Raw genomic sequence first — 25,906 nt, 5'->3', positions numbered from 1 at the left:
CGAGCCAGACGTTTCGGTCGTCTCCGCAGGGTGGAGGCAGCAGATTTCTCTGGCTCAGCGCTGGGGTGCCGCTGAGTCGCCGCAGGGACGCCACCCGCGGACGTGTCCTCCGTCACGGTCAGGGCATGTCACGAACCGGGCGCCGGACGCGTGGCCGGGCCCGGCGGGGCCGTCATGAACCCCTGGGCCGGACCGGCTTCCACCGCCGGCCGCGTCAGCGTTGCATGGTGCGGAACCGTCGCCCGCCCGGCCGCGCCCCTGCGACCGGGCGGCCCTGGAAAGGAGACCCATGAGCACCGCCGAGAACGCCGGGGCCGGAGCACCCACCCGCCCGGACGAGCACCGCGAGATCCTCTTCAACGCATTCGACATGAACTGCGTCGCCCACCAGTCCCCGGGTCTCTGGCGTCACCCCGACGACCACGCCCGGGACTACAACACCCTGGGCTACTGGACGCACCTGGCGCAGACGCTGGAGAAGGGCCTGTTCGACGGCCTGTTCATCGCCGACGTCCTCGGCCCGTACTCCGTGTACGGCGGCACCTCCGAGGCCGCCATCAGGACCGGCGCGCAGACCCCCGTGAACGACCCGTTCCTGCTGGTCTCCGCGATGGCCGCGGTCACCGAGCACCTCGGCTTCGGCGTCACCGCCGGCACCGCCTACGAGCACCCCTACCCGTTCGCCCGCCGCCTCGCCACGCTCGACCACCTCACGGGCGGCCGCGTGGGCTGGAACGTGGTCACCGGCTACCTGCCCTCCGCCGCCCAGAACATGGGCCAGGACGACCAGATGGAGCACGACGAGCGCTACGAGCACGCCGACGAGTACCTCGATGTCGTCTACAAGCTCCTCGAGGGCTCGTGGGAGGACGACGCCGTCGTCTACGACAAGGAGTCCGGCGTGTTCACGGACCCGGCCAAGGTCCACGACATCGCCCACGAGGGCCGGTACTTCACCGTGCCCGGCCACGCCGTCACCGAGCCGTCCGTGCAGCGCACCCCCGTGATCTACCAGGCCGGCGCCTCGACGCGCGGCCGCGCCTTCGCCGGCAAGCACGCCGAGGCCGTGTTCATCAACTCCCCCACGAAGGAGCTGGCGGCCGCCACCGTGAAGAAGATCCGCCAGGCCCTGGTGGACGCCGGCCGGGACCCGTACGACGTGAAGATCTTCGCGATGCAGACGATCGTCACCGGGGCCACCGACGAGGACGCGCGGGCCACGTACGACGACCTGGCGCAGTACGTGGACCCGCTGGGCGGCCTCGTGCTCATGTCCGGCTGGATGGGCATCGACCTGTCCCAGTACGACCTGGACGAGCCGATCGGGGACGTGAAGTCGAACGCCATCCAGTCCGCCGTGGAGACCTTCCAGAAGGCCTCCGGCACGGACGAGGAGTGGACCGTGCGCAAGCTCGCCGAGTGGGTGGGCATCGGCGGCTTCGGCCCCGTGATCGTGGGCGGCGGCGAGTCCGCGGCCCGCCAGCTCGTCGAGTGGGCCGACGAGACCGACGTGGACGGCTTCAACCTCGCCTACCACATCACCCCGGGCACCTTCGAGGACGTCGTGGAGTTCGTGGTGCCGGAGCTGCAGAAGCTCGGCCGCTACAAGACCGCGTACACGGACGGCACGCTGCGCCACAAGCTCTTCGGCCGCGGCGACCACCTGCCACAGAACCACCACGGCGCATCCTTCGCCCTGCGCCGCCGGTAGGGTGACGCCAGTGGCCGCGGCGCCCTGCCTCGGCCGGCAGCAGCCCCAGGAGGAGAACATGCAGCGCAGACGTGCCGTCCGCGCGGCCGGGCTCGGCGTGGTGGGCGCCCTGGCCTTGGCCGGGTGCGCATCCGAGCCGCAGTCGGCGGGGGAGGCCTGGCACCAGGCCCGCACCCAGTTGGACGAGGCCGAGACCGTCCGCCTCGAGACCGCCTACACCACCGGCCGTCAGGGCCCGCAGTCGGTCCGCTGGGACATCGCCGGCCGGCTCGACGGCGGCGACGCCGAGTCGAAGGGCGTCATGCAGGTCGGCCGGGACTCGCACATCACCATGGAGTCGCGTCAGGTCGGCGAGGACGTCTTCGTGCGGGTCGAGGTGGACGGGTCCGACGTCCCGGACGACGTCCAGATGATGTACTCCGACCCGCAGTGGCGCCGGGCCTCGGCCGGTGAGGGGCAGGAGCCGCCCCTGAAGTCCCTCCTCGACCAGGTGGGCCTCCCCGCGGCGGACGCCCTCGACGGCGCCGAGGTGCGCGCCGAGGAGGTCGACTGGGACGGCGGCACGGCCTACCGCTATGCCGTGCCCGAGGAGGTCGCCGACGCGGCGATGGCCGAGGGCGACGCCACCCGGGTGCACTCCTTCACGGTGGACGACGACGGCGAGCTGGTCGCGCTCACCGTCGACGACGGCCGGGCCACCCAGCAGTACGCCCTGAGCGACTGGAACCAGATCGAGCCGGCCGAGGCGCCGGAGGAGGTGGCCGAGTGAGGCAGCGCCAGACCCAGACCCGCCGCACCCGCCGCGGCCTGTCCCTCGCCGCCGTCGGGGCGGCCGCCCTGCTGCTGACCGGCTGCGCCTCGGGCGACGACGCCCCCGGCGCCTGGGACCGCGCCCGCACCCAGCTCGAGGAGGCCGACTCCGTCCGCATGGTCACCGAGCTGCGGTCCGAGGCCCCGAGCAACGGCCGCGCGGTCCCGGACTCGGTGGACATCTCCGGTCCCGTGGACGGCTCGTCCATGCGGTACGTGTCCGTGTACCAGGACGACGGTCTGATCACCCGGGACGAGTCCCGGATCGTGGACGGCACCGCGTACTCCCGGTTCACGGTGGAGCGCGCCGGCGCGAGCGGCGAGGACCGCCCCGCCTATGTGGAGCGCTGGACCGCCACCCCGTACGAGGGCGATCCCCGCGCCACCGGCATGGGCGCGATGGTGAGCTCGCTCCTGGGCTCCCTGCCGGAGTCGGGCGGCCTGGACGACGTCGAGGTGGACGCGGACGGCATTCGCCGCAGCGGTCAGGACGCGATCCGCTACGTGCTGGACGAACCCGTCTCGGGCCCGCAGGAGGGCGTGGCGCTGACCGCGTTCACGGTGTCCAAGGAGGACGGCCGCCTGCTCACCGTGGAGACCGAGTCCGCCGGCACGAAGGCCGTGGTGACCCTCTCCGAGATGGGCGAGGTGGATCCGGTGCAGGCCCCGCCGGCCGACGAGGTTCTGAAGCAGGACGGCTGACCCGGCCCACGACGACGGCGGCCCGCCTCCCCGAGGGGAGGCGGGCCGCCGTGTCTGCGCGGGTCAGCGCGTCAGCGGACCCTCGTCACCCAGCGGGGTGGACGGGTCCGAGACGGTGTCCGGCTCGGCACCGTGGCGGGCCGCCGAGGTGATGTTGTCGTTGTTGGACTCGGTCACGCGATCTTCGCGGACGTCGTTCTTCTTGTCGTTGCCCTGCATGGCATCCTCCACCTTCGTCGTGGCCTTCTGCACCGGATCGGACTTCTTCACCTCAGCGAACTTCTGCTGGGCGGTCTCCTGGACCTGGCCGACCTTCTCCTGGGTCTTGGGGTCGTTCCAGAGCTTCTGGGCGTTCTGGGTCATCTTCTCGAGGTTCTTGCGGCCCTCGGCGGAGCCGAGCAGGTAGCCGAGTGCGGCGCCGAGGCCCAGGGTGATGAGGCGCATGGGTGGTCTCCTTCATGTGTCGGGACCGCGCCGACCCTCTTGGACGGGCCGGGCGGCGCGCTGGCGCGCTGTCCTGGGATCACTCTGGTCATCGGAGCCCGCCGCGTCAACGGTTGAGGCGCACGGCCACGACGATGGCGAGCACCACTCCCGTGCCCGCGACGACGGCCGAGCCCGAGAGCACGGCGTCTCCCGCGTGCGTCGGGACGGGGTCGTTCTCGCCGGTGAGGAGGGCCTCTTCCCGGTCGAGCCCCTCGACGGCGCCCAGGCCGCGGGGCGGGGAGGCTCGCGGGAGGGGTGTGTACACGATGAATCCACGGGGCGGACCTTCTTCAATTCCGACGAGCCCCCGAAACACGACGGGCCCCACTGCGCAGGGCGCGTGATCGGAGGGGGAGGAAAATCCTCTGCAACGGATCGGTCGCGGCGTCGGTAGTCCTGGTGTGAGCGCATTCGGCGCCTCGCCCCGCAGGACCCTCGACGAACAGGAACGACACCATGCGCAAGTCCCTCCCGGCCGCCGTCACCACCGCCCTCGGCATCGCCGTCCTCGCCCCCCTGTCCGCCGCCGCCATGGACGCCCCGTCCGGCGCCGAGCTCTCCGTGCTGCACGCCGTGCCCGCGACCCCCGTGGACGTCTACGTCAACGGTGCCCTCACCCTGGACGACTTCGAGCCCGGCGACCTCGCCGGTCCCCTGGAGCTCGCCGCCGGCGACTACGAGGTCGCCATCACCGCCGCGGACGCCATGGATGACTCCGCCCCGATCCTCGGTCCCGTCACCCTCACCCTCGCCGACGGCGGCGACTACACCGCCGCCGCCCACCTCGACGCCGCCGGCACGCCCACGGTGACCGCGTTCGAGAACGACACGAGCGCCGTCGCCGCCGGCGAGGGCCGCCTCACCGTGCGTCACATCGCCGCCGCCCCGGCCGTGGACGTCTGGGCCGGCGAGGACGTCGTCGTGCCCGGCCTGGAGAACCCGGACGAGGCCTCCCTCGAGGTGCCCGCCGGCACCGTCTCCGCCGCCGTGTCCGTGGCCGGCACCACCGACCCCGTGATCGGCCCCGCCGACGTCGAGGTCAAGGACGGCGTCACCACGATCGCCTACGCCTGGGGCTCCGCCGCCGACGGCACCCTCGCGCTGGCCACCCAGGAGGTCGCCGTCGACCACAGCGCGCCGGGCTCCGTCCCCGCGGGCATCGACGTCGCCCCCGCCCAGGACTCCACCGGGATGCTGGCCGCCGTCGGCGCCGGTGCGGCCGCCCTGGTCGCCGGCGCCGTCCTCATGGCCCGCCGCCGGGCGGCCCGTGCGTGATGAGTCCTGCGGGCGGGGTCCCTCCCGCCCGGAGATGAGGACCGCCGGCCGTGTGCCGGTGGTCCTCGCCCTCGCCGCCGTCGTCCTCACCGGCTGCGCGCCGTCGGCGGCGGTCTCCTCCCTCCCGTCCGAGCAGGGGCGAGGCTCCGTCGTCGCGATGACGCCGGGTCCCGCGGAGGGAACGGGAACTCCACCGGCCGCAACCCCCTCCGCGGCTCCGGTCGTCCCCGGGCGGACGCCGTCGTCGGGGATCGTCGTCCGGCGCGCCACCCAGAGCCCATCGGACGACGCCAGGATCCCCGTGCGCGTGGACTATCCGGCCATCGGGGCCACGCTGAGCGTGGTCTCGGTCGGGGTCACGGAGGACGGGGCGATGGAGCTGCCCGACGACAGCTCCGTCGGCGGCTGGTACCGCCACGGCTCGGCCCCCGGGGATCCTGAGGGGACGGCGGTGATCGCCTCCCATTCGGGTTCACCGCGCAATCCCGTGGGGGCCCTCTACGGGCTGCGGCAGGCCGCGGTCGGCGACGAGGTCACCGTCACGGATGCGGCGGGGACCGCCCGGCGCTATCGGGTGGCCTCCACCCAGAGTCTGGGGAAGGGCGAGCTGGACCTGTCCCCGTACTTCCGCCGGGACGGCGCCGCCGAGCTCGTCCTCATCACCTGCGGCGGCGAATGGCTGCCGGACGAGCGGGACTACACGGAGAACATCGTGACCATCGCCACTCCCGTCGAGGGCTGACCGGTAGCCTGTCGGAAGGTCTGGCCTGAATCGGGCCGCGCCGCGCCGACGCAGCACACCGCGGGAGAGGAGTCCCATGTTTGAGGACGACGGGCTCGACCGCCGCTTCGCCGCGGGGGAGGCCGTCGCCGTGCGCGAGGCGTACGAGCGCCACGGTCGCCTGGTCTTCTCCCTGTGTCTCGCCGCGCTGCGCAGCCGGTAGGACGCCGAGGACGCCGCCCAGCAGGTGTTCACGCGGGCGTGGCGCTCGCGGGACACCTACGATCCCGCCCGGCCGCTCGGCGGGTGGCTGACGGGCATCACCCGTCGCGTCATCGCCGACATGTTCGCCGGCCGTGCTCGTGAGGCGCGGAAGATGGAGGCGGAGGTCGTCCACCTCCCCCGCGCCGAGGGCGCGGAGGACGCGGTCAGCGACACCGTGGTGGCCGCCGTCGTCGTGCATGACGCCCTCGCTCTGTTGGGTCCGCCCCAGGACGAGGTGCTGCGCCTCGCCTTCCTGGAGGACCTGGCGCACCAGCAGATCGCCGAGCGCCTCGACATGCCGCTCGGCACTGTCCGTTCCCACATCCACCGCGGCCTGGCCGCACTGAGAAGCCGTCTGGAGGCCGCCGATGCCCGAGCGTGAGCATCCCCGCGGCCGACAGCCCGCGGAGGAGATCTCCGACCTCGCCGTCCGGCTGCACGAGCGCGTGCGCGGCGACGGCGGCCCGCTCGCCGCGCCCGCCGACGTCGCGGCGTCGCTCCATCCGGAGGACGCGGCCGAGCTGGAGGCCATCCTGCGTGTGCTGGCCGCCCTCGACGGCCCCGCCCCGGACCTGGCCGACCCGCCGCCGCACCTGTGGGGGCGGATCGCCGCTGAGCTGGGACCCGAGACGGAGGCCGTGGCTCACGACGGGCCACTGCAGGGGGAGGCCACGGGCGAGGATGTCGCGCCCGACGGCGTCGCGCCCGTCCGTCCGATCGGCTCGGGTCCGTCCGCTGCCCGCGGCCGCTGGTGGCCGGTCGCCGCGGCGGCGGCCGCCGGGCTCGTCATCGGCGGCGGGGCCGTGGGTGCCGCCCTGGGCGGCGGCGACGACCTCATCGGCACCGCCGTCATGGCGTCCGTGACCACCGACGGATCGCCGGCCCGCGCGGAGATGACGCGTGCCGCCGACGGGGAGATGCACCTGGCCGTGCATGTGCCCCAGGTGCCCGCCCCCGAGGACGGCTACCTGGAGGTCTGGATCCGCGACGAGGCCGCCAGCCGCATGATCTCGCTGGGCACGGTGACCCGCCAGGACACGACACTGACCGTCCCGGAGGGCGTCGACCTGGCGTCCTACCCCGTGCTGGACGTCTCGCATGAGCACTTCGACGGCGACCCGTCCCACTCGACGCTCTCCCTGTGGGTCGGTGAGATGCACCGGACCACCTGACGAGCCCTGAGATACGACGAGCCCTGCGCAGTGGGGCCTATCGGTACTGGATAGGCACCACTGCGCAGGGCTCGTCGCTTCTGTCCCAGGCTCAGCCGAAGTGCTTCGGCAGGGTGGCCTCCCAGGCCTCGCGCAGCTCCGCGATCGGCAGGGTGAAGGCGTCCTGGACCTCGAGGGCCGCGGAGTCGGCGTCCACCACGCCGATGCGCACGGCCGCGTAGCCGCGGGCCGTGGTCATGTCCGTGAACCGGACCTCCTCGGTGCGGGGCACGGCCACGACGGCGCGCGCCTGCGTCTCCGAGAACAGCGCGGTGAACAGGTCCACGCCGTCGCGGCGCAGCACCTCGTCCAGCACCACGCGGGCGCCCACGCCGAAGCGCAGCACCATCTCGGACAGGGTGGCCGCGAGGCCGCCGCCGGAGACGTCGTGGGCGGCGTCGATCATGCCGTCCCGGGACATGTTGACCAGCAGCTCGCCGAGCAGGCGCTCCTTCTTCAGGTCGACCTTCGGGGGCAGGCCGCCGAGGTGGCCGCGCAGGCGCGCGAACTCGGAGCCGTCCAGCTCGTCCGCGGTCTCGCCCAGCAGGTAGATCGCCTGACCGTCCGCGTCCGGGGCGAAGCCGGACGGGGTGCGGCGCAGGACGTCGTCGAGCTGGCCGAGCACCGCCACCGTGGGGGTGGGGTGGATCGGGGTGCTGCCCGTCTGGTTGTACAGGGACACGTTGCCGCCGGTCACCGGGATGCCGAGGGTCTGGCAGCCGTCCGCCAGGCCGCGCACGGCCTCCGCGAACTGCCACATCACGTCCGGGTCCTCGGGGGAGCCGAAGTTCAGGCAGTCGGAGACGGCCAGGGGCACGGCCCCGGCGGTGGTGACGTTGCGGTACGCCTCGGCCAGGGAGGCCTGCGCGCCCGTGTACGGGTCCAGGTAGGTGAACCGGTCGTTGCAGTCCGTGGCCAGGGCCACGCCCATGCCGGTCTCCTCGTCCACGCGCACCACGCCCGCGTCGTCCGGGGCCGCCAGGGCGGTGTTGCCGCGGACGTAGCGGTCGTACTGGCGGGTGATCCAGGAGGTGTCCGCCAGGTTCGGGGAGCTCATCAGCTCCACGACGGCGGCGCGCAGCTCCTCGCCCGTGGCGGGCAGGTGCTGACCGGCCTCGGAGGAGCGGAACGTGTCCGCCTGGAGCTCGTCCTGCCAGGCCGGACGCGCGTACGGGCGCTCGTAGACCGGGCCGTCGTGGGCCACGGTGCGCGGGTCCACGTCGACGATGACCTCGCCGTCCCAGGTGATGATCAGGCGGCCGTCACCGGTGACCTCGCCCAGCCACGAGTACTCGACGTCCCACGTGGCCATGACGGCCTCGAACGCGGCGACGTTCTCCGGCGTCACCACGGCCATCATGCGCTCCTGCGACTCGGACATGAGGATCTCGCCCGGGGTCAGCGTGGAGTCGCGCAGCAGCACGTCCGTCAGCTCCACGCGCATGCCGCCCTCGCCGTTGGAGGCGAGCTCGGAGGTGGCGCAGGAGATGCCGGCGGCGCCGAGGTCCTGGATGCCCTCGACGAGGGAGTCGCGGAACAGCTCGAGGCAGCACTCGATGAGCACCTTCTCGGAGAAGGGGTCGCCGACCTGCACCGAGGGGCGCTTGGCGGGCTTGCCGTCGCCGTCGAAGGACTCGGAGGCCAGCACGGAGGCGCCGCCGATGCCGTCACCGCCGGTGCGGGCGCCGAACAGGACCACCTTGTTGCCCACACCGGAGGCGTTGGCCAGACGCAGGTCCTCGTGCTTGAGCACGCCCACGGCGAGGGCGTTGACGAGCGGGTTGCCCTGGTAGATCGGGTCGAAGCGGGTCTCGCCGCCGATGTTCGGCAGGCCCAGGGAGTTGCCGTAGCCGCCGATGCCGGCCACCACGCCGTGGAACACGCGGGCGGTGTCCGGGTGGTCGATCGCGCCGAAGCGCAGCGGGTCCATCACGGCCACCGGGCGGGCGCCCATGGAGATGATGTCGCGCACGATGCCGCCGATGCCCGTGGCCGCGCCCTGGTAGGGCTCCACGTAGGAGGGCGAGTTGTGGGACTCGACCTTGAACGTCACGGCCCAGCCGTCACCGAGGTCGGTCACGCCGGCGTTCTCGCCGATGCCCACCATCATGTGCTGCTTCATCTCGTCGGTGAGCTTCTCGCCGAACTGGCGCAGGTGCACCTTCGAGGACTTGTACGAGCAGTGCTCGGACCACATGACTGAGTACATGGCCAGCTCGGCCGCGGTGGGGCGGCGGCCGAGGATCTTCTTGATCTCGGCGTACTCGTTCTCCTTCAGGCCCAGCTCGGCCCAGGGCTGCTCGACGTCCGGCGTCGCCTGCGCGTCCGCGACCGTCTCGATGTTGAACTGCTGGCTCATGCATGGCCTCCACGGCTGGCGAGGGTGGTCAGGACGGAGGTGAAGAAGCCGAGGCCGTCCACGCCGGAGCGGGGGCCGGCGGCGGTGTCCGGGCCGAAGCCCGGCTCCACGGCGTGCTCCGGGTGCGGCATCAGGCCGACGACGTTGCCGGCCGGGTTCGCGATGCCCGCGATGTCCCGGCGCGAGCCGTTCGGGTTCCAGCCCTGGTAGCGGAACACCACGCGGCCCTCGGCCTCGAGGGCGTCGAGGGTCTTCTCGTCCGCCACGTACTGGCCGTCCTGGTTCTTCAGGGGCACGGTGATGGTCTGGCCCTCCTCGAAGTCGCGGGTCCACACAGTGTCCGTGCTCTCCACGACCAGCTCCTGGTCGCGGCAGATGAAGTGCAGGTGGTCGTTCTTGACCATCGAGCCCGGCAGCAGGTGCGACTCCGTGAGGATCTGGAAGCCGTTGCAGATGCCGAGCACCGGCAGGCCGTCCGCGTCGCCCTCGGGGCCGCCGGCCGCCGTCGCCACCGCGTCCATCATGGGGGCGAAGCGCGCGATCGCGCCGGCGCGCAGGTAGTCGCCGTAGGAGAAGCCGCCCGGGATCACGACGGCGTCCACGCCGGCGAGCGTCCGCTGCGGGTCCGCGTCGGCGTGCCACAGGGAGACGGGCTCGGCGCCGGCGAGGCGGACGGCGCGCAGCGCGTCCACGTCGTCCAGGGTGCCGGGGAAGGTGATCACGCCGATGCGCGCGCCGCTGAGCGGCGTCGTCGGCGTCGAGTAGTCGCCGATGAGGGGGAGCTCGGTCATCGGGCGCCCTCGGCCTCGTCCAGGACGGCCACGTTCACGACGTCCTCGATGACGGGGTTGGACAGCATCTCCTCGGCGGCCGTGCGGGCCTGGGCGAGGATCTCGTCGGTGACCTCGCCCTCCACGGTGAGCTCGAAGCGCTTGCCCTGGCGGACCTGGCTGAACTCGGTGAAGCCGAGGCGGGGCAGGGCCCCGTTGATCGCCTTGCCCTGCGGATCGAGGATCTCGGGCTTGGGCATGACGTCGACGACGATGATGGGCATGAACACGCTCCTGGGTGCGGGACGATGCCGCGGAGCGCGACGGTGGGGTGCCGTCTCACGCCCGACCCCGGGGCGCTCCGCGTGCTTGCCCATCCAGTCTACTCGGCCGCCCGGACGCGGAATCGGGGGTGTGACGGGGGGCGGCACGCGGCAGCCGGCCCGGCGTAGCCTGGCGGCATGAGACCTCAGCAGACCCGTGTGTCCCCGCTCGGCCGACGTCGGCCGATCAGCCCGCTCGGCCCCGCGCTGCTCGCCGCGGCGGCCGGCGTCGTGCTGACGGGAGTGCGCCGCATCACGGCCCGGTCCGCCCGGCGTCGCGCGACCGGACGCCCGCGCCGGTGACCCGCCCCGAGCCCTGCCCCTGCGGGTCCGGAGCCGGGCTCGCGGCGTGCTGCGGTCGCCTGCACGCGCGTTTTGCCCGGGACGGCGCCCTGACCGCGCCCACCGCCGAGGCGCTCATGCGCTCCCGGTACACGGCGTTCGCGCGGCTGGGCGAGGCCGGGACGGCAGAGGCGCGGGCGATGGCCGACTATCTCGCCGCGACCTGGGTTCCCGAGCACCGGCCCCCCGCGGCCGAGCTGCTGCCGACCGAGGGGGAACAGGCGCCGCGGTTCACCCGCCTGGCGGTGCTGGACGTGCGGGACGGCGGGCCGTTCCAGGACGCCGGGACCGTGGAGTTCGTGGCCGTCGGCACGGGGGCCGAGGGGCGGTTCCGACTCCATGAGGTCAGCCGGTTCCGCCGTGAGGACGGGATCTGGCGCTACGTTAACGGCGACGTGCGCTGAGGCCGGGGCGGCGCGTCGGCCGGCGGTGACGCGTCAGAAGGCGGAGAAGATCCCGGCGCCCACGCTGAGGACCAGGCCCAGGATGGCGATCCACGCCACCAGGGTGACGATCGGGCGGGGGCGACGCGGGGCGTCGTCGTGCCAGTCCACGCCCTCCAGCTCCGGAGGGGTGCGCAGCTCTCGATCCATGGCCCCAGCCTCTCACGCCCCACGCCGCCCCGGGCTCAACGCGGGTTGACTTGTCACGGGTGCTGGGCGCCCGGACCCGCGACAACTCAACCCGCGTTGCCGTCCGGGGTGAACAGGTCCTCGATCCGCCGCCCGAACACGGCCGCGAGGCGGAAGGCGAGGGGGAGCGAGGGGTCGTAGCGGCCCTTCTCGAGGGAGATGACGGTCTGCCGGGAGACGCCGAGCTCGTCGGCGAGCCGCTGCTGCGACCAGCCGAGGCGGGCACGCTCGTCGGGGATGGTGTTCTCCACGGCTCAGCCCCGGCGCTTCTGGAGCGCGTAGCGGACGGCCACCGAGGCGCCCGCGAAGAGGAGCAGCCCGGCGCCCACGAGCGGCAGGTCGGCCTGCCATCCGGTCATGGCAATGACGAACGTGCCCAGGCCCAGCACCACGAGCAGGTCGCCGAACGCGGCGGACTGCGCCTTCTCGAGCCACCGGCCCTCGATGGTCTCCTCGGTGTCTCGGATGGCCCCGCGGACGGTGGTGCGGTCCACGAGGAACAGCCAGGCGAGGGTGATGCCGACCGGGAGCGCCGACGCCGCCATGACCGTCCCCATGACCGCCGGGAAGCGGGGATCGGCGTCGCCCTGGCTCGAGGCCAGAGCGAAGGCCACAGTCCCGATCAGCAGGGCGACGACGACGCCGGCCACGAGGCTGACGACGATCAGTCGCCCGGATCCGCCGCCCAGACGGGAGGAGCGGCCCCAGCGGGAGCGGGTGTCCCGGCGCGGGTCGGTGGTGGCGGTGCCGGCGTGCTCCGCCGCGGCGCCCTGCCTGTCCGCTGCGGCGGCGGTGTGGCGGGAGTGGTTCGCGGTCATGGGGCCCTCCTGTGGTCGATGCCCTGGGCCGGTGGCCCGGCCCGCCTCGGAGGCCCTGGGGGGCGTCCGACCGGACGTTGTGAAGCAAGCTTGACAGTCAAGTGTCCTTGTCGTTAAGGGAGCTTGACTCCGGGGCCTGCACGAACCCCTCCCACGTCATGGGCGGGGTCAGCCCGAGCCAGGCCGGTTCGAGACGGAACCCGAGGGCCGTGTTCATCCGCAGGGACGCCGCGTTGGCCTCGGCGCCGCCGGTGCCCCACTGGCGCCCACCGCGGGCATGGGTCGCCAGGAGGGTCGCCGCCTTGACGGCCTTCGCCACGCCACGGTTCTCGTGCTTGGACGCGACCGCGGTGCGGTCGACCTCCCACCGGTCAGGGGAGCGGAACGTCAGGGTGAATCCGATGAGCACTCCTCCCTCGAAGGCCCCCACGGCAAGCCCCGCTGGGGTGGACAGTCGAGCCTCAAGGTCGTCCGGCAGCGGCTCGTGACGGGAGCCGTCGGTGTGTGGGAACCGGGGAGCCGCTTCCTCGTCGAGGGCGCGCAGGGCAGGCAGGTCGACGGCGGTCAGTCTCCGCACCTCGATTCCCCGCGCTTCGGCCGCCGCGACGTGGCCACGGTAGGGCGCCAGGTCGGCGTCGTCGTCGAGGTGGAGGCGCGCGCCCCAGGAGCGGGAGCGCACGCTCCACCCGGCGTCGAGCAGCGCGGCGGCCTCGGCCGAGTCTTCGCGGTGCACGCGGGCGTCCGCCCGTGGGTCGGTCACGGGGGTGAGCATCGAGCACGGGATGTGCCCGGAGACGGCCTCGTCCGGATAGACGTGCGGGAACTCGGCCGAGTGGGGATCGGAGGGGTCTCCCGGCTCGCGCCGCACCCGCAGGCCGGCCCCCGCCAGTTCGTCCTCGTCCAGGCCGCAGACGAACGCGTCCGGCCGGTCCGGGTAGATCGCCGCGCCGACGACTCCTACCTGGGCGGCGTCGTCGGAGGCGTGGAGGAAGCCGACGTCGTCGATCGAGGCGCCGCGCGTCGATGCCGTGTAGCGGCCGGTGCGACGCGCGGCGGCCCAGTCCTCCGGGAGGGTGATGTGCAGGATCATGGCGCGAGGCTATCGGCCTCGGCGTCGACGCCACCCCTCCGGCTGCCCATCGCGGGTCGAGTTGTCGGGGGTGTTTGGCGGCGGCACCCGCGATAACCCAACCCGCGGTGCAGGGCCTCCCCGGGCATGACGACGGCCCGGCGTCTCCGCGGGGGAGTCGCTGGGCCGTCGGGGCGGACCGGGTACCGGGTGCCCGGGCCGTCAGTCCTCCAGGAAGGCCTCGACGTCCGGGGTCACCGCGCGGGAGTCGATCAGCTGACGCTCGATCGCGTCGTGGGTGATCCGGTTGGCCTCGCGCACGGCGTCGGTGCGCATCGAGATCTTGATGTCGCCCTTGTGCGTCGGGGTCCCGGCCACCTGGACCGGCTGGGTCTCGAGCGGGAGCGGGACGGCGTCGCACAGCGACTTCTCGGCCGGCTGGGCGCCGGTCAGGAAGTAGTCACGGATGGGCGTGTCCACGCACTCGGTGCCGTACGGGAACAGGCCGTGGGTGCCCTCGTTGTCCACGGAGATGAGGGACGTGTTGCGCAGCACGCCGGCGGCGCGGTGGCCGCCCTCGTACGGGGTCGCCGCGTCCAGCTCGGACTGCACGATCACGGTGTTCGGGGCGCCCTTGCCGCCGGGCTGGGCGGGCATGGAGGTCTGGGCGGGCCAGTACATGCACTCTGACGGGCCCATCAGCACACCGATCCACGGGGCCTTGCGGCCGAGGTCGTCCACCCACGAGGTCCAGTATCCCTGCGAGGTGTTCCACTGGCCGTCCTGGCAGCGGATCGCCGAGAACGCGCCCTCGAAGGTGACGGCGTCACCGGCCTGGGTGGCGGCGACGAGCTGCTCGCGCTCGCCCACGGTCTCCAGGCCGCGGGCGGCGAAGCGGTCGAAGGAGTCGCGCTCCTCGGCCGGCAGCGACGCACGGGCCTCGGCCAGGATGCGCTCGATCTGGGTGCGCTGCCCCGCGGGGTCCGTGGCCGCGGCCTCGGACTCCATGATGCGGATGTAGGCGGCGATGACGGACCCGGCGTCGAGGTACTGGGACGTGTCGTACATGGCAGGCAACAGGAACGAGCCGGCGACGATCATGCCGAGCTGGGTGCGGGTGCCGCCCACGTCCTCCCAGCGCTGCCGGATCTGCATCGGGTCGTCCCCGAGGCCGAAGATCTCGTCGTGCCGGGCCACGTAGGGGAGCATCGCGTCCTGGAACTGGCGGTCGCGGGAGCGCGGCTGCAGGTCCCAGGTGGTCTGGAGCCCGTCGCGGGAGATGTCGACGGCGGAGTCCAGCAGGAACCGGTGCGCGTGCTGGGGGAAGACGCGCTGGTACCAGCTGCCCAGCCAGGTGCCGTACGAGTAGCCGATGTAGGAGGTCTTCTCCTCGCCCAGGACGGCGCGGATGAAGTCCATGTCGTACACGGTCTGCTCGGTGGTGATGTAGGGGGTGAGCTCGTTCTCGAGGCACGCGTCGACCTGGGCCTTCGTGTCCTGCCACACGTCGTGCTCGGGGTTCGGCGTGTAGGTGCACTCCAGGGCGGTGGACTGGCCCACGCCGCGGGGGTCGAAGCCGATGAAGTCGTACTGCTCGGCGAGCTCCGGGGCGCGCTCGGCCATGGCGGGGCCCCAGGGCAGGCCGGAGCCGCCCGGGCCGCCGGGGTTCACCAGTGCGATGCCCTGGCGCTCCGGGTTGCCCTTCGAGGTCTCGGTCTTGGCCACGCGCAGGGTGATGGTGTGGCCGTCCTCGGGGTTCTTCCAGTCCCGCGGCACCGTGACGTCGGCGCACGCGGTGCCGGGGATCGCGTTGAACCGGGCGTTGAGGCGCTCGCTGCCGAAGTCGCAGGCATCCCAGTCCAGCGTCTGGCCCACGAGGTGCGGCGCGAGCGCGGCGGCGTCGTTGACCTTGTTGCCCCGCGTGGCGGAGAGGTCGTTGGAGCGGGCCTGACCCTGCGATGCGGACCCGTTGCCGTTGCCGTTGCCGGGCGCGGAGAGCGCGGGGGCGGCGGCCGCGACGGCGAGCGAGACGGCCGCGACGGCGGCGGCGAGCGTGGTGCGGCGGCGAGCTGGAACGGTTCTGGTCACGTCAGGTCCTCGAGTCGTTCGGTGCGGAGAGGGCCGGGGCGGTCACCGGATGACGCGAGTGATGCGCCTCACAGCCTGTAGAGCGGCCATCCTAATCATGGACGTGCGCTGGAAGTCCACTCGGCGTCCGGCCCGGTCCCGGGGGCCGCCCCCGCGGCTGCGTCCAGCACCGCCAGCAGCCGCACCCGCAGCGACTGGCCCCGCGCGGCGAACTCGCGCTGTCGCCGCGCGTACTCGGCACGCCCGGCCGGCTCTTCGATCCGCACGGCCGCGTAGCCGCCGCGCCCGTCGGCGAGGTCGTCCACTCCGGTCAGGTCGTACGGCGAGGCCTCCATGTCCAGCCGGCGGATGTCCCACGCGAGGTCGAAGCAGTCCGCGAGCAGGTCCGAGTCGACCACCGGCACCAGCTTGTACGCCCACTTGTACAGGTCCATCCCCGCGTGCAGGCAGCCGGGCTGCTCCATCTCCCGCATCCCGGCGCGCGTGGGCAGGACGCCGTCGTCGCCCTCGTTGCGGTCGCGCGCCTCGGGTGCGAAGAACCGGAACGCGTCGAAGTGCGTGCACCGGATCCGCGAGCCCTCCACCACCGCGTCCGTCCCCCCGGCCCCGAGCCGCAGCGGCAGCTGGGAGTGCCGCACCCCGTGCACGTCCGAGCGGTACGCCATCGCCCACTCGTGCAGCCCGAAGCAGCCCAGGCGTGGCGCCCGCTCCGCCGTGCGCGCGAGCAGGTCCCGCGTGAACGCCACCCCCGACGCGCGGTCGGCCAGCACCGCCGCCGCGTCCACCAGCCAGCCGCCCACCGGGCGGCCGTCGACGACGGCGCCTGCTACCTCGCCGGCCTCGACGCGCCGGTAGTGCTTCCACTCGCCCCGGGGGGTCGTGCCCAGCTCGGCCGCCTCGGCGCGGGCCGCGGCGCCGTCGTCGTCCGCGAGGAGGACCCCCGGCCCGGGGTGCCAGCGCTGCAGTGCGGCGGGGGAGTGCGTGTAGTAGCCGAAGAGGAAGTCCTGCACCGGGTGCTTCTGGCCGCGCATCCGCAGGGCCACCAGCGGGTCCGTGCGTCGGGCGATGCGCTCGCGGTGTGCCCGCGCGTGGGCCCGCCACACGTCGGCGGGCAGGGTGACGACGGCGGTAGGCGGGGGCGCGGGGTCGGTGCGTGGCTCGGGCATGGCCCCACCATCCTCCCCCGTGGCGCCCCTCATGAGCGAGCGGGCCCACGTGATGCCGACGCGGGGAGCGCACTCCGGCGGCCCCAATTCGACGGTCCTGGACGTTGCCTGGCAAAGATCTGGTCAAACGCCCTACCGGACGGTAGATTGCACATGTCTCGCTGTGGTGCCCATCACATGGGCGCCGATCTCCCCGTCCCCCGGCGTCATCCCCGCCGGCGTGCCACGGGTGAGAGCTGGGCGGACCTTGATGAGAAAGGCGGAGGCAATGCCTCAGAACCCCACCCCTGCCCGGCGCCGTCGGGCCCTGGCCGCGGCCGTCGCCGGCGCGAGCCTCGTGGCCGCTCCCGCGCTCGCGGTGTCGGCCACCGCCGTCGAACTGCCCGACGGCAGCACCGTCTCCAGCCCGCAGGGCGAGGTGCAGGTCCAGCAGCAGTTCGAGGACGGCCGCTACTTCGTGGTCCTGAAGGACCAGCCGTCGGTGACCGCCCCCGAGGCCGGCGCCGTTCCGGGCGCCGCTCCGAAGGCGAAGTTCGACCCCTCGCACCCGCGCGTGAAGAACTACGAGGCCAAGCTCCAGCGCCAGCAGGAGAAGGTCGCGAAGGCCCACGGCGCCAAGGCCGAGATCTCCTTCCAGCGCGCCGTGAACGCGTTCGTCGCCGAGCTGACCGCCGAGGAGGCCCAGTCGATCGCGAAGGACCCGGCCGTGCTCGGCGTCGCGCCGGACGAGCAGGTGGCCCCGGACTACAGCTCCACCGAATTCCTCGGCCTGCCCGGCAAGAAGGGCACCTGGAAGTCCGTGTACGGCAAGGCCGAGAACGCGGGCAAGGGCGTGGTGGTCGGCGTTATCGACTCCGGCATCCACCCGGACAACCCGTTCATCGACGGTCAGCCCGTCCAGCCGCTCAAGGGCAAGGCCAAGGTCGGCGTGCCGTACCGCACCGCGGACGGCCAGATCGCCGTGCTCAAGGCGGACGGCACCACCGCCACGGCCGAGTGCGAGACCGGCCCGGACTTCCCGGCGTCGTCGTGCGACTCCAAGCTGATCGGCGCCTACGCCTTCTCCGACGACTTCGAGCGCTTCGTCCCGGTGGACGAGCGGGCCCCGGAGGAGCGCATCTCCCCGCTGGGCGTGTTCTCCCACGGCACCCACGTGGCCACCACCATCCTCGGCAACACCGGGGTGGAGCAGACCATCGACGACGACTCCTTCGGCGAGGGCGCGGGCGTGGCCCCGGCCGCCCACCTGATCTCCTACAAGATCTGCTGGGAGGACACCGACCCGAACACCGGCGGCTGCTACACCTCCGCCTCCGTGGCCGCCATCGAGCAGGCCATCGAGAACAACGTGGACGTGCTGAACTACTCGATCTCCGGCTCCAACACCTCGATCGTGGACCCGGTGGCCATGGCCTTCAAGTCCGCCGCCGAGGCCGGCATCTTCGTGGCCGCCTCCGGCGGCAACTCCGGCCCCGGCCCGAACACCGTGAACCACGGCTCCCCGTGGCTGACCACCGTGGCCGCGGAGACGTTCTCCAACGAGCTCACCGCCACCGTGCAGTTCTCCGACGGCACGCAGCTCCGGGGCGCCTCCTCGGCCCGCACCGGCGTGGGCCCGGCCGAGGTCATCCACGCGTCCGAGGTCGCCGCCGGCGACGCCGAGGCCGCGCGTCTCTGCCTGCCCGGCGGGCTCACCGAGGAGGCCGCCGGCAAGATCGTGCTCTGCGAGCGCGGCGGGAACGCCCGCACCGAGAAGTCGCAGGTGGTGGAGGAGGCCGGCGGCGTCGGCATGATCCTCGTGAACACCCCGTCCGGCTCGCTGGACGCGGACATCCACGCGGTGCCGACCGTGCACATGAACGACAACGGCGTGATCGAGAAGGTGAAGTCCTCCGACCTCACCGCCACGATCGTCCCGGGCGACACCACCGGCCTGCCGGAGGACCCGCTGCCCCAGATCGCCGGCTTCTCCTCCCGCGGCCCGGCCAACGCCGTGAACCAGGAGCTCCTGAAGCCCGACCTCGCCGCCCCCGGTGTGAACGTGATCGCCGGCGTCTCCCCGCTGGACCCCGACTACCACGGCAACACGTTCGGCCTGATGTCCGGCACGTCCATGGCCTCGCCGAACCTGGCCGGCATGGCCACGCTGCTGATCGGCAAGTACCCGGCCTGGTCCCCGATGGCCGTGAAGTCCGCCCTCATGACCACCGCCGGCGACGTGTACAACGCCGACGGCACCGTGAACACGGACAACTTCGCCACGGGCGCCGGCTCCGCCGATCCGGCCGCCGCCGCCCGCCCGGGCCTGGTCTACGAGTCCGGCAAGGAGCAGTGGGACGCGCTGCTGCGCGGCGACATCGCCGGCCGTGACGTGAACGTCCCGTCCCTGGCGATCCCCGACGTCGTCGGCTCGGCCACCGTGACCCGCACCGTGACCGCCCGGGAGAACGGCCGCTGGCAGTTCTCCGCGAACGTGCCCGGCTTCGAGGTGACCGCCTCCCCGGCCGTGCTGGACCTGAAGGCCGGCCAGTCCGCCGACGTCGAGCTGACCGTCACCCGCACCGACGCCGCGGTGAACACCTGGACCCACGGCTCCATGTCCTGGACCACCGCCAAGGGCAAGGCCGTCCCGGAGGTGACCTCCCCGGTCACCGTGAAGGCGAAGTCCGCGACCGTCACCTCCGCCGTCGAGGGCTCCGGCGCCACCGGCTCCGCCGACGTGGAGATCACCCCCGGCGTGACCGGTGAGCTGACCCCGCAGGTCCTGGGCCTGGGCAAGGTGGACTCCACCGTGGCCGCCGCCACCGCGAGCAACGCGCTCGAGTCCAGCGCACTGGCCGTGTCCACGGTGACCGTGGAGGAGGGCACCAAGTCCCTGGTGGCCTCGATCAACGCGGGCGCCGCCGGCGCCGACTGGGACCTGTACGTGATCACCCCCGAGGGCAAGCAGCTGTCCCGGGCGACCGCGGACGAGTCCGAGACGCTGACGATCGCGAACCCCACCCCGGGCGCCTACACCGTGGTCGGCCACCTGTACGCGGCCAACGGCGGCAAGGACACCGGCACCCTCGAGACGCTCAAGCTGCGCGAGGACGCGGGCAACCTGACCGTCTCCCCGAACCCGGTCCCCGTGACCTCGGGCAAGGCCACCGAGGCGACCCTCTCCTGGTCCGGCCTGACCTCGGGCACCTGGAAGGGCCTCGTCACCTGGGACGCGGGCATCACGACCGACGTGACCGTCCAGGTCCCGTGACCGCCGACCCCCTCCGTCCTCGCTGACGGAACGGGAGGGACCCCGCACGACGCCGGCCCCCTCGCTTTCGAACGTGGGATAGGCCCTATCTCACGTTCGAAAGCGTCCATTCGCCCCATTTCACGTTCGAAAGTCGCCCGGGCGGTGGGGGAGGGGCGGATGCGGCGTCAGCGGCCGGTGCCGCCGTAGACCGTGGCCTCCTCCTCGGCGTCGAGGCCGAAGGCGGCGTGCACGGCGCGGACGGCGTCGTCGAGCTTGTCCTCGGCGGTGACCACGGAGATGCGGATCTCCGAGGTGGAGATGAGGTCCACGTTCACGCCGGCGTCGGCGAGCGCCTTGAAGAAGGTGGCGGAGACGCCCGGGTTGGAGCGCATGCCCGCGCCGATCAGCGAGAGCTTGCCGATCTCCGGGTCCGAGACGATGTCCTGGAAGCCGATCCGGTCCTGGGCGGCGCGCAGGGCGGCCATGGCGTCCTTGCCCTCCACGATCGGCAGGGTGAAGGAGATGTCCGTGCGGCCCGAGCCCTCGCGGGAGATGTTCTGCACGATCATGTCGATGTTCACGTTGGACACGGCGATCACGCGGAAGATCTCGGCGGCCTTGCCGGGCACGTCGGGGACGCCGACGATCGTGACCTTGCCCTCGGAGCGGTCGTGGGCGACGCCGGAGACGATGGGCTGTTCCATGGGAGCGCCTTCCTGAAGGGTGATGGTGTCGTTCGGGTCGGGCATGATCCAGGTGCCCTCATGGTCGGAGAAGGAGGAGCGCACGTGCAGCGGCACGCCGAAGCGGCGCGCGTACTCCACGGAGCGCAGGTGCAGCACCTTGGATCCGGAGGCCGCCATCTCGAGGGTCTCCTCGGAGGAGAGCTCGGTGAGCTTGCGGGCGGTCGGCACGACGCGCGGGTCGGCAGAGTAGACGCCGTCCACGTCCGTGTAGATCTCGCACACGTCCGCGCCGAGCGCGGCGGCGAGGGCGACGGCCGTGGTGTCCGAGCCGCCGCGGCCCATGGTGGTGATGTCCTTGGACTCGGGGCTCATGCCCTGGAACCCGGCCACGATGGCCACGCGGCCGGCGTCGAGGGCCTCCTGCACGCGGTGGGGGTTGACCTTGACGATCCGGGCCCGGCCGTACGAGGTGTCCGTCAGCATGCCGGCCTGGGAGCCGGTGTAGGAGCGGGCCTCGACGCCCTCGGCGTGGATGGCCATCGCCAGCAGGGACATGGAGATGCGCTCGCCGGCCGAGAGCAGGATGTCCATCTCGCGCGCGGGCGCGTCCTGCGTGAGCTCGGCGGCGAGGTCGAGCAGCTCGTCCGTGGTGTCGCCCATGGCCGAGACCACGACGCACACGCGGTTCCCGGCCCGGACCGTGTCCGCGACGCGGCGGGCCACGCGCTCGATGCCGGCGGCGTCGGCCACGGAGGAGCCGCCGAACTTCTGGACGATGAGACTCATGGGTCGCTCCGGACGGGGTCGAGGGTCGGTTCGGGCCAAGTCTAGGGGCGCACTCTCGCGCGGGTCCGCCAGGTGAACCCCTGTTCCGGATGCTGGACCCGGCGCCCGTGGCCGGGCAGGACGACGGCGCCCGCGGCCCCGCCTGCGACCCCGGGCGAGCGGGGATCGGCGCCGGGATCATCCCCCGGGTGGATCCGCGTCCGTGCACTGCGCGGCAAGGATGGGGCCATGACCGCTCCAGCACCCCTGCCCGCCTCACCCGTCCTGGGGGTGGCCGCCCACGACGGGATCGTGGCTCACGGCCTCGCCCGCTCGTTCGGCGCCGTCCATGCGGTGCGGGACGTCTCCCTCACCGTGCCCGCCGGCTCCGTGACGGCCCTCGTCGGCCCGAACGGCTCGGGCAAGACCACGCTTCTGCTGATCCTGGCCACCCTGCTGCGCCCGGACGCCGGCGCCGTGTCCATGGCCGGGGTGGACGCGGTGCGCGAGCCCGTCGAGGCCCGGCGGCGGCTCGGCTGGATGCCCGACACCCTGGGCGTGTGGGAGGAGCTGACCTGTCACGACATCCTCGCCAGCCTGGGACGGCTCTACGGCATGGGGAAGGCGGAGGCGTCCGCGCGCGCGGACGAGCAGCTCGAGTGGGTCGAGCTCACGGAGTTCGCCCACCGGCCCGCCCGCGTGCTCTCCCGCGGCCAGCAGCAGCGCCTGTCCCTGGCTCGGGCCACCGTGCACCGGCCCTCCGTCCTGCTCCTGGACGAACCCGCCAACGGCCTCGACCCGGCCGCCCGCATCCGGCTGCGGGACGACCTGCGCGCCATGGCGGCAGCCGGCACCGCCGTGCTCGTCTCCTCCCACGTGCTCGCCGAGCTCGAGGAGATGTCCGACCGCGCCGTGTTCCTCCGTGAGGGCGCCACGGTGGCCACCCAGGAGTTCCGCGCCGCCGACGACCTCGCCCGCCCCTACCGGATCGCCGGGCCCGACCCGACGGCCCGGGACACCCTCGTCCGCGCCCTCGAGGCCCGCGGCCTGACCGTCACCGTGGCCACCGGCGCCGGCGCGGGCCAGCGCCGGGACGGGGTCGTGGTGCAGCTGCGGGGGGAGGCCGCCGCGGCCGCGCTGCTCGCGGACCTCGTGCGCGAGGGTGTGCTCGTCAGCCACTTCGCCCCGGAGGGCTCCCGCCTCGAGAACGCCTACCTGGGCCTCCATCTGGAGGGCCCCCGCACCGAAGGAGACCGACCGTGAGCACCGCCGTCGCGACCTCGATCCACGACCGCCGCCCGCCGCAGCCGCAGCCGGGGGGACGCCTCGGCGCGGCCCAGGCCGTGGCCACCGTGGTGGGCATGGAACTGCGTCAGCGGCTGCGCTCGCGTGGCTGGTACGTGCTGTTGGGCGTCTTCTTCGTGGTGGTGGGGGCGGTGACCCTCGGCGCCCTCGGGCTGCGCGGCCTGGGCGTGGCGGAGATGGAGGCGTCCGGCCTGGAGCCGGAGCTGGCGGAGCAGCAGATGCGCGCCCTGGGGCGGACGCTCTTCGACGGCGTCCTGCTCTTCGTCCTCACCCTCTCGCTGCTGGTCTCGCCCGCCCTGGCGGCCAACGCGATCTCGGGCGACCGTGCCGGCGGCACCCTGGCCATCACCCAGGTCACCCTGCTGCGGACCGGGCACCTGATGGCGGGCAAGTGGCTGGCCGCGTGGATCGCCTCCGCCGCGTTCCTCGCGGCCGCGCTGCCGTGGCTGGCGGTCGCGGCCGTGGTGGGGCGCGTGTCCCCGTGGGCCGTGCTGGTGGGGCTCGTGATGATCCTCGTGGAGTTCGGCATGATCGCGGGGATCGGCGTGGCCGTCTCGGCGATCGCCGGGCGCACGCTGTTCGCCGTCGTGGTGACGTACCTGATCGTGGCGGCGCTGACGATCGGCACCCTGGTGGCCTTCGGGCTGTCTCTGCAGTTCCTGCAGACCGAGGTGCGGGCCAACGACGCCGAGTACGGCTCCATGACGGCGGAGCCGTTCACCGAGGCGGAGCTCGAGAAGATGACCCCGGAGGAGGCGGAGCAGGCCTGGGCCGAGTGGGAGGCGGCGCACCCGGAGCTGTTCGACGGGATCGCCGACCGGTGCGTCGGCCCGGTGACCGCTCGGACGATCCCCGACCCGCGGCGCAGCGGATGGCTGCTCGCGGCGAACCCGTACGCCGTGCTCGCGGATGCCTCCCCCTGGGAGGGCGGGCTCCTCGCGGACGGTACCCGGGTGGATCCCGGGCCGCTCAACCTGCTGTCCGTGGGGCTGCGCTGGACCCAGCGTGACCCCGTCCGGGACGTCGAGTGCCTCGACGGCGAGCTGCGCGGTCTCGACCAGAGCGGTGTGCCGGACCGGCAGGGCACCTGGCCGGTGTGGCCGCTCGGCCTGGCGATGCAGGGTGTGCTGGTGGCCGGGCTGGTCTGGTGGGGCCACCGTCGCCTGGACACCCCGGCCGGGCGGCTGCCCGCCGGCACGCGCGTGGCCTGAGCCGGGCCGGCGTCGGGCAGGACCCGCTCGACGCCGGCCCGTGTCAGCCGCTGATCAGGCGACGTCCCTCGAAGGCACGGCCGAGGGTGACCTCGTCCGCGTACTCGAGGTCCCCGCCGACGGGCAGACCGGAGGCCAGGCGCGTGACGCGGATGCCCGTGGCGCCGAGGAGGCGGCCGAGGTAGGTGGCCGTGGCCTCGCCCTCGAGGTTGGGATCCGTGGCGAGGATGACCTCCTGCACGGCCTCGTCCTGCAGCCGGGTGAGCAGCTCGCGGACGTGCAGCTGCTCGGGGCCGATGCCGGCGATCGGATTGATGGCCCCGCCGAGCACGTGGTACCGGCCCTGGAAGGCGCGGGTGCGCTCCATGGCCATGACGTCCTGCGACTCCTCGACCACGCAGATCTGGGAGCCGTCCCGGCGTTCATCCCGGCAGAGCGAGCACACCTCGTCCTCGGAGACGTTGAAGCAGACCGAGCACAGCCGCACCCTGTCCTTGACCGTGCGGATGGCGTCCGCGAGCCGCAGCATGTCCTCCCGGTCCGCCTCCAGCATGTGGAAGGCGATGCGCTGGGCGGACTTCGGCCCGATGCCCGGCAGGCGGCCGAGCTCGTCGATCAGGTCCTGCACCGCGCCCTGGTACATCCGTCTCCCTCGTCCGATGGTGCGTCTCGTGGGGCGTGCGCCCCGACGCGGCGCCGTGGTCCGGCGCCGCGTCCATCATGCCCGCGGCCCCGGACGGCGTACGGGCGCGTTCGCCTCAGGCGTCGTTGGGGCGTTCCTCGAGCAGACGGCCGCCGAGCACCCGTTCGACGACGGCCCGGCCCACGAGGCCCGAGTCCTCGAGCGGGACGTCGTCGTCGCTGGCGACCTCGTCCTCCCACCCCACACCGGACGTCGCCGGGGCGGCGGGGCCGGTGTCGGCGGGCCGGGTCGGGCCGCGGCCCTGGGCGGCCTCGCGGGCGGCGTGGATGGCCGCGGCCCGCGCGTCCAACGACGGCGGCGCCGAGGCTCCCCCGGCGGGCTCGACGTCGGCGGGGCGCGCCCCGAGCGAGGCCGCGCTCGGCCGGCCCCCGGCGGGGGAGCCCGGCGAGGCGTCCGGGTCGGGGCCACCGGGAGCGCCGGGGCCGCCGCCCGTCCCGCCGCCGCTCGAGCCCGCGTTCACCGGAGGCTCGAGGGGCCCACCGGCCCGCAGCCGCTCCATGAGCCGCGGGTACATGCTCGCCGGATGGCCCGAACCCGGGAAGTCCGAACCGGTCGGGCCGGCAGCCGCGCGCGGCGCGGCGTCTGCGTCGTCGGCGGGCACGCCCGGGTCAGGGGTCGCGTCGGCCGTGGGCGAGCCCGTGGGGCGCCGCTCCTCGTCCGAGGACGGGCCGGCGCCCGAGGCGGCCGGGTGGAGATCGCGTCGCTCCGTGGCCGCTGCGTCGTCGTCCGGGGCGGGCGACGGCGTGGCAGGCCGGGCGGAGTCACCGTCCGCGGCCGCGCCCGCGCCGTCGTCGAAGCCGGCGGGACGGGTCGCGCCGAAGCGCTTCGCGAACTCGGCGCGCAGCTCCGCCTCCGGACGGGCGAACACGGGGATCGAGTGCTCCTCCTCGCGGACCAGCGGCCCCGGGTCGTAGGCCCGACGGACCTCCTCGGCGCTCGGCTCGCTCTCGCCGGGGGTCGGGGCGTCGGGCCGGACCGGGGGGTCCTGGCCGGCGTCCGGCGCGGCGCCGCCGGGGGCCGGTGCGGCCTGCGGCGGCGCCCCCCAGTCCTCGACCGACGGCACGGGGCCGTCCCAGCCGGCGGCGCCGACGGGCCGCTCCTCGGCGTCGCGGGCCGGCGGGGTCCAGCCCTCGGGGCCGTCCGAGTCGTCCTGCTCCGCGTCCGGGTCGAACGCGGGCAGCGAATCCCACGGGTCCTCCTCGGGCGGGGGAGCGTCGTCCCAGGCGGGCGGCTCCTCATCCGGGCCGCCCCAGC

At 73.5% G+C, this 25,906-nt stretch carries 25 protein-coding genes and 2 pseudogenes; 13 read left to right on the top strand and 14 right to left on the bottom strand.

What is annotated here, in order from left to right; all coding sequences use genetic code 11:
• Nucleotides 1-289: 289 nt before the first annotated feature.
• Genes J1M38_RS02900 through J1M38_RS02890 form a run of 3 tightly spaced genes read left to right on the top strand, consistent with a single transcriptional unit; the run spans nt 290 to nt 3,223 of the window.
• Nucleotides 290-1,711 carry an LLM class flavin-dependent oxidoreductase gene (locus tag J1M38_RS02900; protein ID WP_206481956.1) on the top strand — a complete coding sequence of 474 codons (1,422 nt, stop codon included), beginning with the start codon at nt 290-292 and terminating at the stop codon, nt 1,709-1,711.
• A gap of 58 nt (nt 1,712-1,769) precedes the next feature.
• Nucleotides 1,770-2,480 (top strand): Tat (twin-arginine translocation) pathway signal sequence, encoded by a 711-nt coding sequence (locus tag J1M38_RS02895; RefSeq protein ID WP_241246427.1) that lies wholly within the window; start codon nt 1,770-1,772, stop codon nt 2,478-2,480.
• Nucleotides 2,477-3,223, top strand: a complete 747-nt coding sequence (locus J1M38_RS02890) for a hypothetical protein (RefSeq protein WP_206481952.1) — start codon at nt 2,477-2,479, stop codon at nt 3,221-3,223. Before J1M38_RS02895 ends, J1M38_RS02890 begins: the two co-directional genes overlap by 4 nt.
• Nucleotides 3,224-3,286: 63 nt before the next feature.
• On the opposite strand, the gene J1M38_RS02885 is transcribed toward J1M38_RS02890, so the two are convergent.
• Nucleotides 3,287-3,667, bottom strand: a complete 381-nt coding sequence (locus J1M38_RS02885; RefSeq protein WP_036384098.1) for a YtxH domain-containing protein — start codon at nt 3,665-3,667, stop codon at nt 3,287-3,289.
• A 106-nt stretch (nt 3,668-3,773) separates the two neighbouring features.
• Nucleotides 3,774-3,974 carry a hypothetical protein gene (locus tag J1M38_RS11905; RefSeq protein ID WP_240967001.1) on the bottom strand — a complete coding sequence of 67 codons (201 nt, stop codon included), beginning with the start codon at nt 3,972-3,974 and terminating at the stop codon, nt 3,774-3,776.
• 191 nt (nt 3,975-4,165) lie between these two features.
• Here J1M38_RS11905 and J1M38_RS02875 point away from each other — a divergent pair, with 191 nt between their 5' ends.
• The 5 genes and pseudogenes from J1M38_RS02875 (at nt 4,166) to J1M38_RS02860 (ending at nt 7,141) form a co-directional block, all read left to right on the top strand.
• Complete coding sequence (locus tag J1M38_RS02875; RefSeq protein WP_036384103.1) at nt 4,166-4,984, top strand: DUF4397 domain-containing protein; 819 nt, start codon at nt 4,166-4,168, stop codon at nt 4,982-4,984.
• A 307-nt stretch (nt 4,985-5,291) separates the two neighbouring features.
• The gene (locus tag J1M38_RS12155; RefSeq protein WP_158604212.1) at nt 5,292-5,726 is read left to right on the top strand and encodes a class F sortase; all 435 of its coding nucleotides are present in this window, start codon (nt 5,292-5,294) and stop codon (nt 5,724-5,726) included.
• 76 nt (nt 5,727-5,802) lie between these two features.
• The gene (locus J1M38_RS12150; protein ID WP_255419541.1) at nt 5,803-5,928 is read left to right on the top strand and encodes a hypothetical protein; all 126 of its coding nucleotides are present in this window, start codon (nt 5,803-5,805) and stop codon (nt 5,926-5,928) included.
• A gap of 12 nt (nt 5,929-5,940) precedes the next feature.
• Nucleotides 5,941-6,351 (top strand): annotated as a pseudogene (locus J1M38_RS02865) (RNA polymerase sigma factor); the annotation flags it as partial.
• A complete protein-coding gene (locus tag J1M38_RS02860; protein ID WP_060973475.1) occupies nt 6,338-7,141 on the top strand; it encodes an anti-sigma factor in 804 nt (267 codons plus the stop codon). The pseudogene J1M38_RS02865 and the gene J1M38_RS02860, both read left to right, overlap by 14 nt.
• A gap of 91 nt (nt 7,142-7,232) precedes the next feature.
• On the opposite strand, the gene purL is transcribed toward J1M38_RS02860, so the two are convergent.
• The 3 genes from purL to purS are packed head-to-tail and all read right to left on the bottom strand — an operon-like array spanning nt 7,233 to nt 10,593.
• The gene (purL, locus tag J1M38_RS02855; protein WP_206481950.1) at nt 7,233-9,539 is read right to left on the bottom strand and encodes a phosphoribosylformylglycinamidine synthase subunit PurL; all 2,307 of its coding nucleotides are present in this window, start codon (nt 9,537-9,539) and stop codon (nt 7,233-7,235) included.
• Nucleotides 9,536-10,330, bottom strand: coding sequence for a phosphoribosylformylglycinamidine synthase subunit PurQ (gene purQ / locus J1M38_RS02850; protein WP_206481948.1), 795 nt, complete (start codon nt 10,328-10,330; stop codon nt 9,536-9,538). The genes purL and purQ overlap by 4 nt, the downstream gene beginning before the upstream one ends.
• On the bottom strand, nt 10,327-10,593 hold the full coding sequence (purS, locus tag J1M38_RS02845; RefSeq protein WP_002856633.1) for a phosphoribosylformylglycinamidine synthase subunit PurS: 267 nt from the start codon (nt 10,591-10,593) through the stop codon (nt 10,327-10,329). Before purS ends, purQ begins: the two co-directional genes overlap by 4 nt.
• A 177-nt stretch (nt 10,594-10,770) precedes the next feature.
• Here purS and J1M38_RS02840 point away from each other — a divergent pair, with 177 nt between their 5' ends.
• Nucleotides 10,771-10,935, top strand: coding sequence for a hypothetical protein (locus tag J1M38_RS02840; RefSeq protein WP_155643109.1), 165 nt, complete (start codon nt 10,771-10,773; stop codon nt 10,933-10,935).
• Nucleotides 10,932-11,378 carry a YchJ family metal-binding protein gene (locus J1M38_RS02835; protein WP_206481946.1) on the top strand — a complete coding sequence of 149 codons (447 nt, stop codon included), beginning with the start codon at nt 10,932-10,934 and terminating at the stop codon, nt 11,376-11,378. The genes J1M38_RS02840 and J1M38_RS02835 overlap by 4 nt, the downstream gene beginning before the upstream one ends.
• 33 nt (nt 11,379-11,411) lie before the next feature.
• Here the strand turns inward: J1M38_RS02835 and J1M38_RS02830 are convergent, their stop codons facing one another.
• The 6 genes from J1M38_RS02830 to J1M38_RS02805 form a co-directional block, all read right to left on the bottom strand.
• A complete protein-coding gene (locus J1M38_RS02830; RefSeq protein WP_010079551.1) occupies nt 11,412-11,567 on the bottom strand; it encodes a hypothetical protein in 156 nt (51 codons plus the stop codon).
• An 86-nt stretch (nt 11,568-11,653) separates the two neighbouring features.
• Nucleotides 11,654-11,857, bottom strand: a complete 204-nt coding sequence (locus J1M38_RS02825; protein ID WP_002856639.1) for a helix-turn-helix transcriptional regulator — start codon at nt 11,855-11,857, stop codon at nt 11,654-11,656.
• 3 nt (nt 11,858-11,860) lie between these two features.
• On the bottom strand, nt 11,861-12,424 hold the full coding sequence (locus tag J1M38_RS02820; protein ID WP_141843479.1) for a hypothetical protein: 564 nt from the start codon (nt 12,422-12,424) through the stop codon (nt 11,861-11,863).
• Between the two features lie 97 nt (nt 12,425-12,521).
• Nucleotides 12,522-13,514 carry a GNAT family N-acetyltransferase gene (locus J1M38_RS02815; RefSeq protein ID WP_206452651.1) on the bottom strand — a complete coding sequence of 331 codons (993 nt, stop codon included), beginning with the start codon at nt 13,512-13,514 and terminating at the stop codon, nt 12,522-12,524.
• A gap of 201 nt (nt 13,515-13,715) precedes the next feature.
• Nucleotides 13,716-15,581 carry an alpha/beta hydrolase gene (locus J1M38_RS02810; RefSeq protein WP_144879328.1) on the bottom strand — a complete coding sequence of 622 codons (1,866 nt, stop codon included), beginning with the start codon at nt 15,579-15,581 and terminating at the stop codon, nt 13,716-13,718.
• A 95-nt stretch (nt 15,582-15,676) separates the two neighbouring features.
• The gene (locus J1M38_RS02805; protein ID WP_206481944.1) at nt 15,677-16,747 is read right to left on the bottom strand and encodes a 3-methyladenine DNA glycosylase; all 1,071 of its coding nucleotides are present in this window, start codon (nt 16,745-16,747) and stop codon (nt 15,677-15,679) included.
• A gap of 268 nt (nt 16,748-17,015) precedes the next feature.
• Here J1M38_RS02805 and J1M38_RS02800 point away from each other — a divergent pair, with 268 nt between their 5' ends.
• The gene (locus J1M38_RS02800; protein WP_036315425.1) at nt 17,016-20,000 is read left to right on the top strand and encodes a S8 family serine peptidase; all 2,985 of its coding nucleotides are present in this window, start codon (nt 17,016-17,018) and stop codon (nt 19,998-20,000) included.
• Nucleotides 20,001-20,167: 167 nt separating this feature from the next.
• Here J1M38_RS02800 and J1M38_RS02795 read toward each other — a convergent pair whose 3' ends face one another.
• Nucleotides 20,168-21,454 (bottom strand): aspartate kinase, encoded by a 1,287-nt coding sequence (locus J1M38_RS02795; RefSeq protein ID WP_036315427.1) that lies wholly within the window; start codon nt 21,452-21,454, stop codon nt 20,168-20,170.
• A 228-nt stretch (nt 21,455-21,682) separates the two neighbouring features.
• Here J1M38_RS02795 and J1M38_RS02790 point away from each other — a divergent pair, with 228 nt between their 5' ends.
• Both J1M38_RS02790 and J1M38_RS02785 read left to right on the top strand, forming a co-directional pair.
• Complete coding sequence (locus J1M38_RS02790) at nt 21,683-22,696, top strand: ABC transporter ATP-binding protein (protein ID WP_036315428.1); 1,014 nt, start codon at nt 21,683-21,685, stop codon at nt 22,694-22,696.
• Entirely contained in the window at nt 22,693-23,949 is a 1,257-nt protein-coding gene (locus tag J1M38_RS02785) for an ABC transporter permease (protein WP_036315429.1), read from the top strand. The genes J1M38_RS02790 and J1M38_RS02785 overlap by 4 nt, the downstream gene beginning before the upstream one ends.
• A gap of 43 nt (nt 23,950-23,992) precedes the next feature.
• Here the strand turns inward: J1M38_RS02785 and recR are convergent, their stop codons facing one another.
• Nucleotides 23,993-24,592 carry a recombination mediator RecR gene (recR, locus tag J1M38_RS02780; protein WP_095347649.1) on the bottom strand — a complete coding sequence of 200 codons (600 nt, stop codon included), beginning with the start codon at nt 24,590-24,592 and terminating at the stop codon, nt 23,993-23,995.
• Nucleotides 24,593-24,707: 115 nt separating this feature from the next.
• Nucleotides 24,708-25,906 (bottom strand): annotated as a pseudogene (locus J1M38_RS02775) (DNA polymerase III subunit gamma and tau); the annotation flags it as partial.

The organism is Micrococcus sp. KRD070, assembly GCF_017168435.1.
Lineage (GTDB): Bacteria > Actinomycetota > Actinomycetes > Actinomycetales > Micrococcaceae > Micrococcus > Micrococcus luteus.
Note: the sequence above shows the minus strand (reverse complement) of the source record. Positions and strands in the feature narration are given on the sequence as shown.

Excerpts from the sequence above, each read along its gene's own strand:
- J1M38_RS02900 (WP_206481956.1), top strand. The coding sequence starts at position 290 with ATGAGCACCGCCGAGAACGCCGGGGCCGGAGCACCCACCCGCCCGGAC.
- J1M38_RS02885 (WP_036384098.1), bottom strand. The coding sequence starts at position 3,667 with ATGCGCCTCATCACCCTGGGCCTCGGCGCCGCACTCGGCTACCTGCTC.
- J1M38_RS02790 (WP_036315428.1), top strand. The coding sequence starts at position 21,683 with ATGACCGCTCCAGCACCCCTGCCCGCCTCACCCGTCCTGGGGGTGGCC.
- J1M38_RS02895 (WP_241246427.1), top strand. The coding sequence starts at position 1,770 with ATGCAGCGCAGACGTGCCGTCCGCGCGGCCGGGCTCGGCGTGGTGGGC.
- purS (WP_002856633.1), bottom strand. The coding sequence starts at position 10,593 with ATGCCCATCATCGTCGTCGACGTCATGCCCAAGCCCGAGATCCTCGAT.
- J1M38_RS02805 (WP_206481944.1), bottom strand. The coding sequence starts at position 16,747 with ATGCCCGAGCCACGCACCGACCCCGCGCCCCCGCCTACCGCCGTCGTC.
- J1M38_RS02875 (WP_036384103.1), top strand. The coding sequence starts at position 4,166 with ATGCGCAAGTCCCTCCCGGCCGCCGTCACCACCGCCCTCGGCATCGCC.
- J1M38_RS02820 (WP_141843479.1), bottom strand. The coding sequence starts at position 12,424 with ATGACCGCGAACCACTCCCGCCACACCGCCGCCGCAGCGGACAGGCAG.
- purQ (WP_206481948.1), bottom strand. The coding sequence starts at position 10,330 with ATGACCGAGCTCCCCCTCATCGGCGACTACTCGACGCCGACGACGCCG.
- J1M38_RS02815 (WP_206452651.1), bottom strand. The coding sequence starts at position 13,514 with ATGATCCTGCACATCACCCTCCCGGAGGACTGGGCCGCCGCGCGTCGC.
- purL (WP_206481950.1), bottom strand. The coding sequence starts at position 9,539 with ATGAGCCAGCAGTTCAACATCGAGACGGTCGCGGACGCGCAGGCGACG.
- J1M38_RS02800 (WP_036315425.1), top strand. The coding sequence starts at position 17,016 with ATGCCTCAGAACCCCACCCCTGCCCGGCGCCGTCGGGCCCTGGCCGCG.
- J1M38_RS02795 (WP_036315427.1), bottom strand. The coding sequence starts at position 21,454 with ATGAGTCTCATCGTCCAGAAGTTCGGCGGCTCCTCCGTGGCCGACGCC.
- J1M38_RS02860 (WP_060973475.1), top strand. The coding sequence starts at position 6,338 with ATGCCCGAGCGTGAGCATCCCCGCGGCCGACAGCCCGCGGAGGAGATC.
- J1M38_RS02830 (WP_010079551.1), bottom strand. The coding sequence starts at position 11,567 with ATGGATCGAGAGCTGCGCACCCCTCCGGAGCTGGAGGGCGTGGACTGG.
- recR (WP_095347649.1), bottom strand. The coding sequence starts at position 24,592 with ATGTACCAGGGCGCGGTGCAGGACCTGATCGACGAGCTCGGCCGCCTG.
- J1M38_RS12150 (WP_255419541.1), top strand. The coding sequence starts at position 5,803 with ATGTTTGAGGACGACGGGCTCGACCGCCGCTTCGCCGCGGGGGAGGCC.
- J1M38_RS02840 (WP_155643109.1), top strand. The coding sequence starts at position 10,771 with ATGAGACCTCAGCAGACCCGTGTGTCCCCGCTCGGCCGACGTCGGCCG.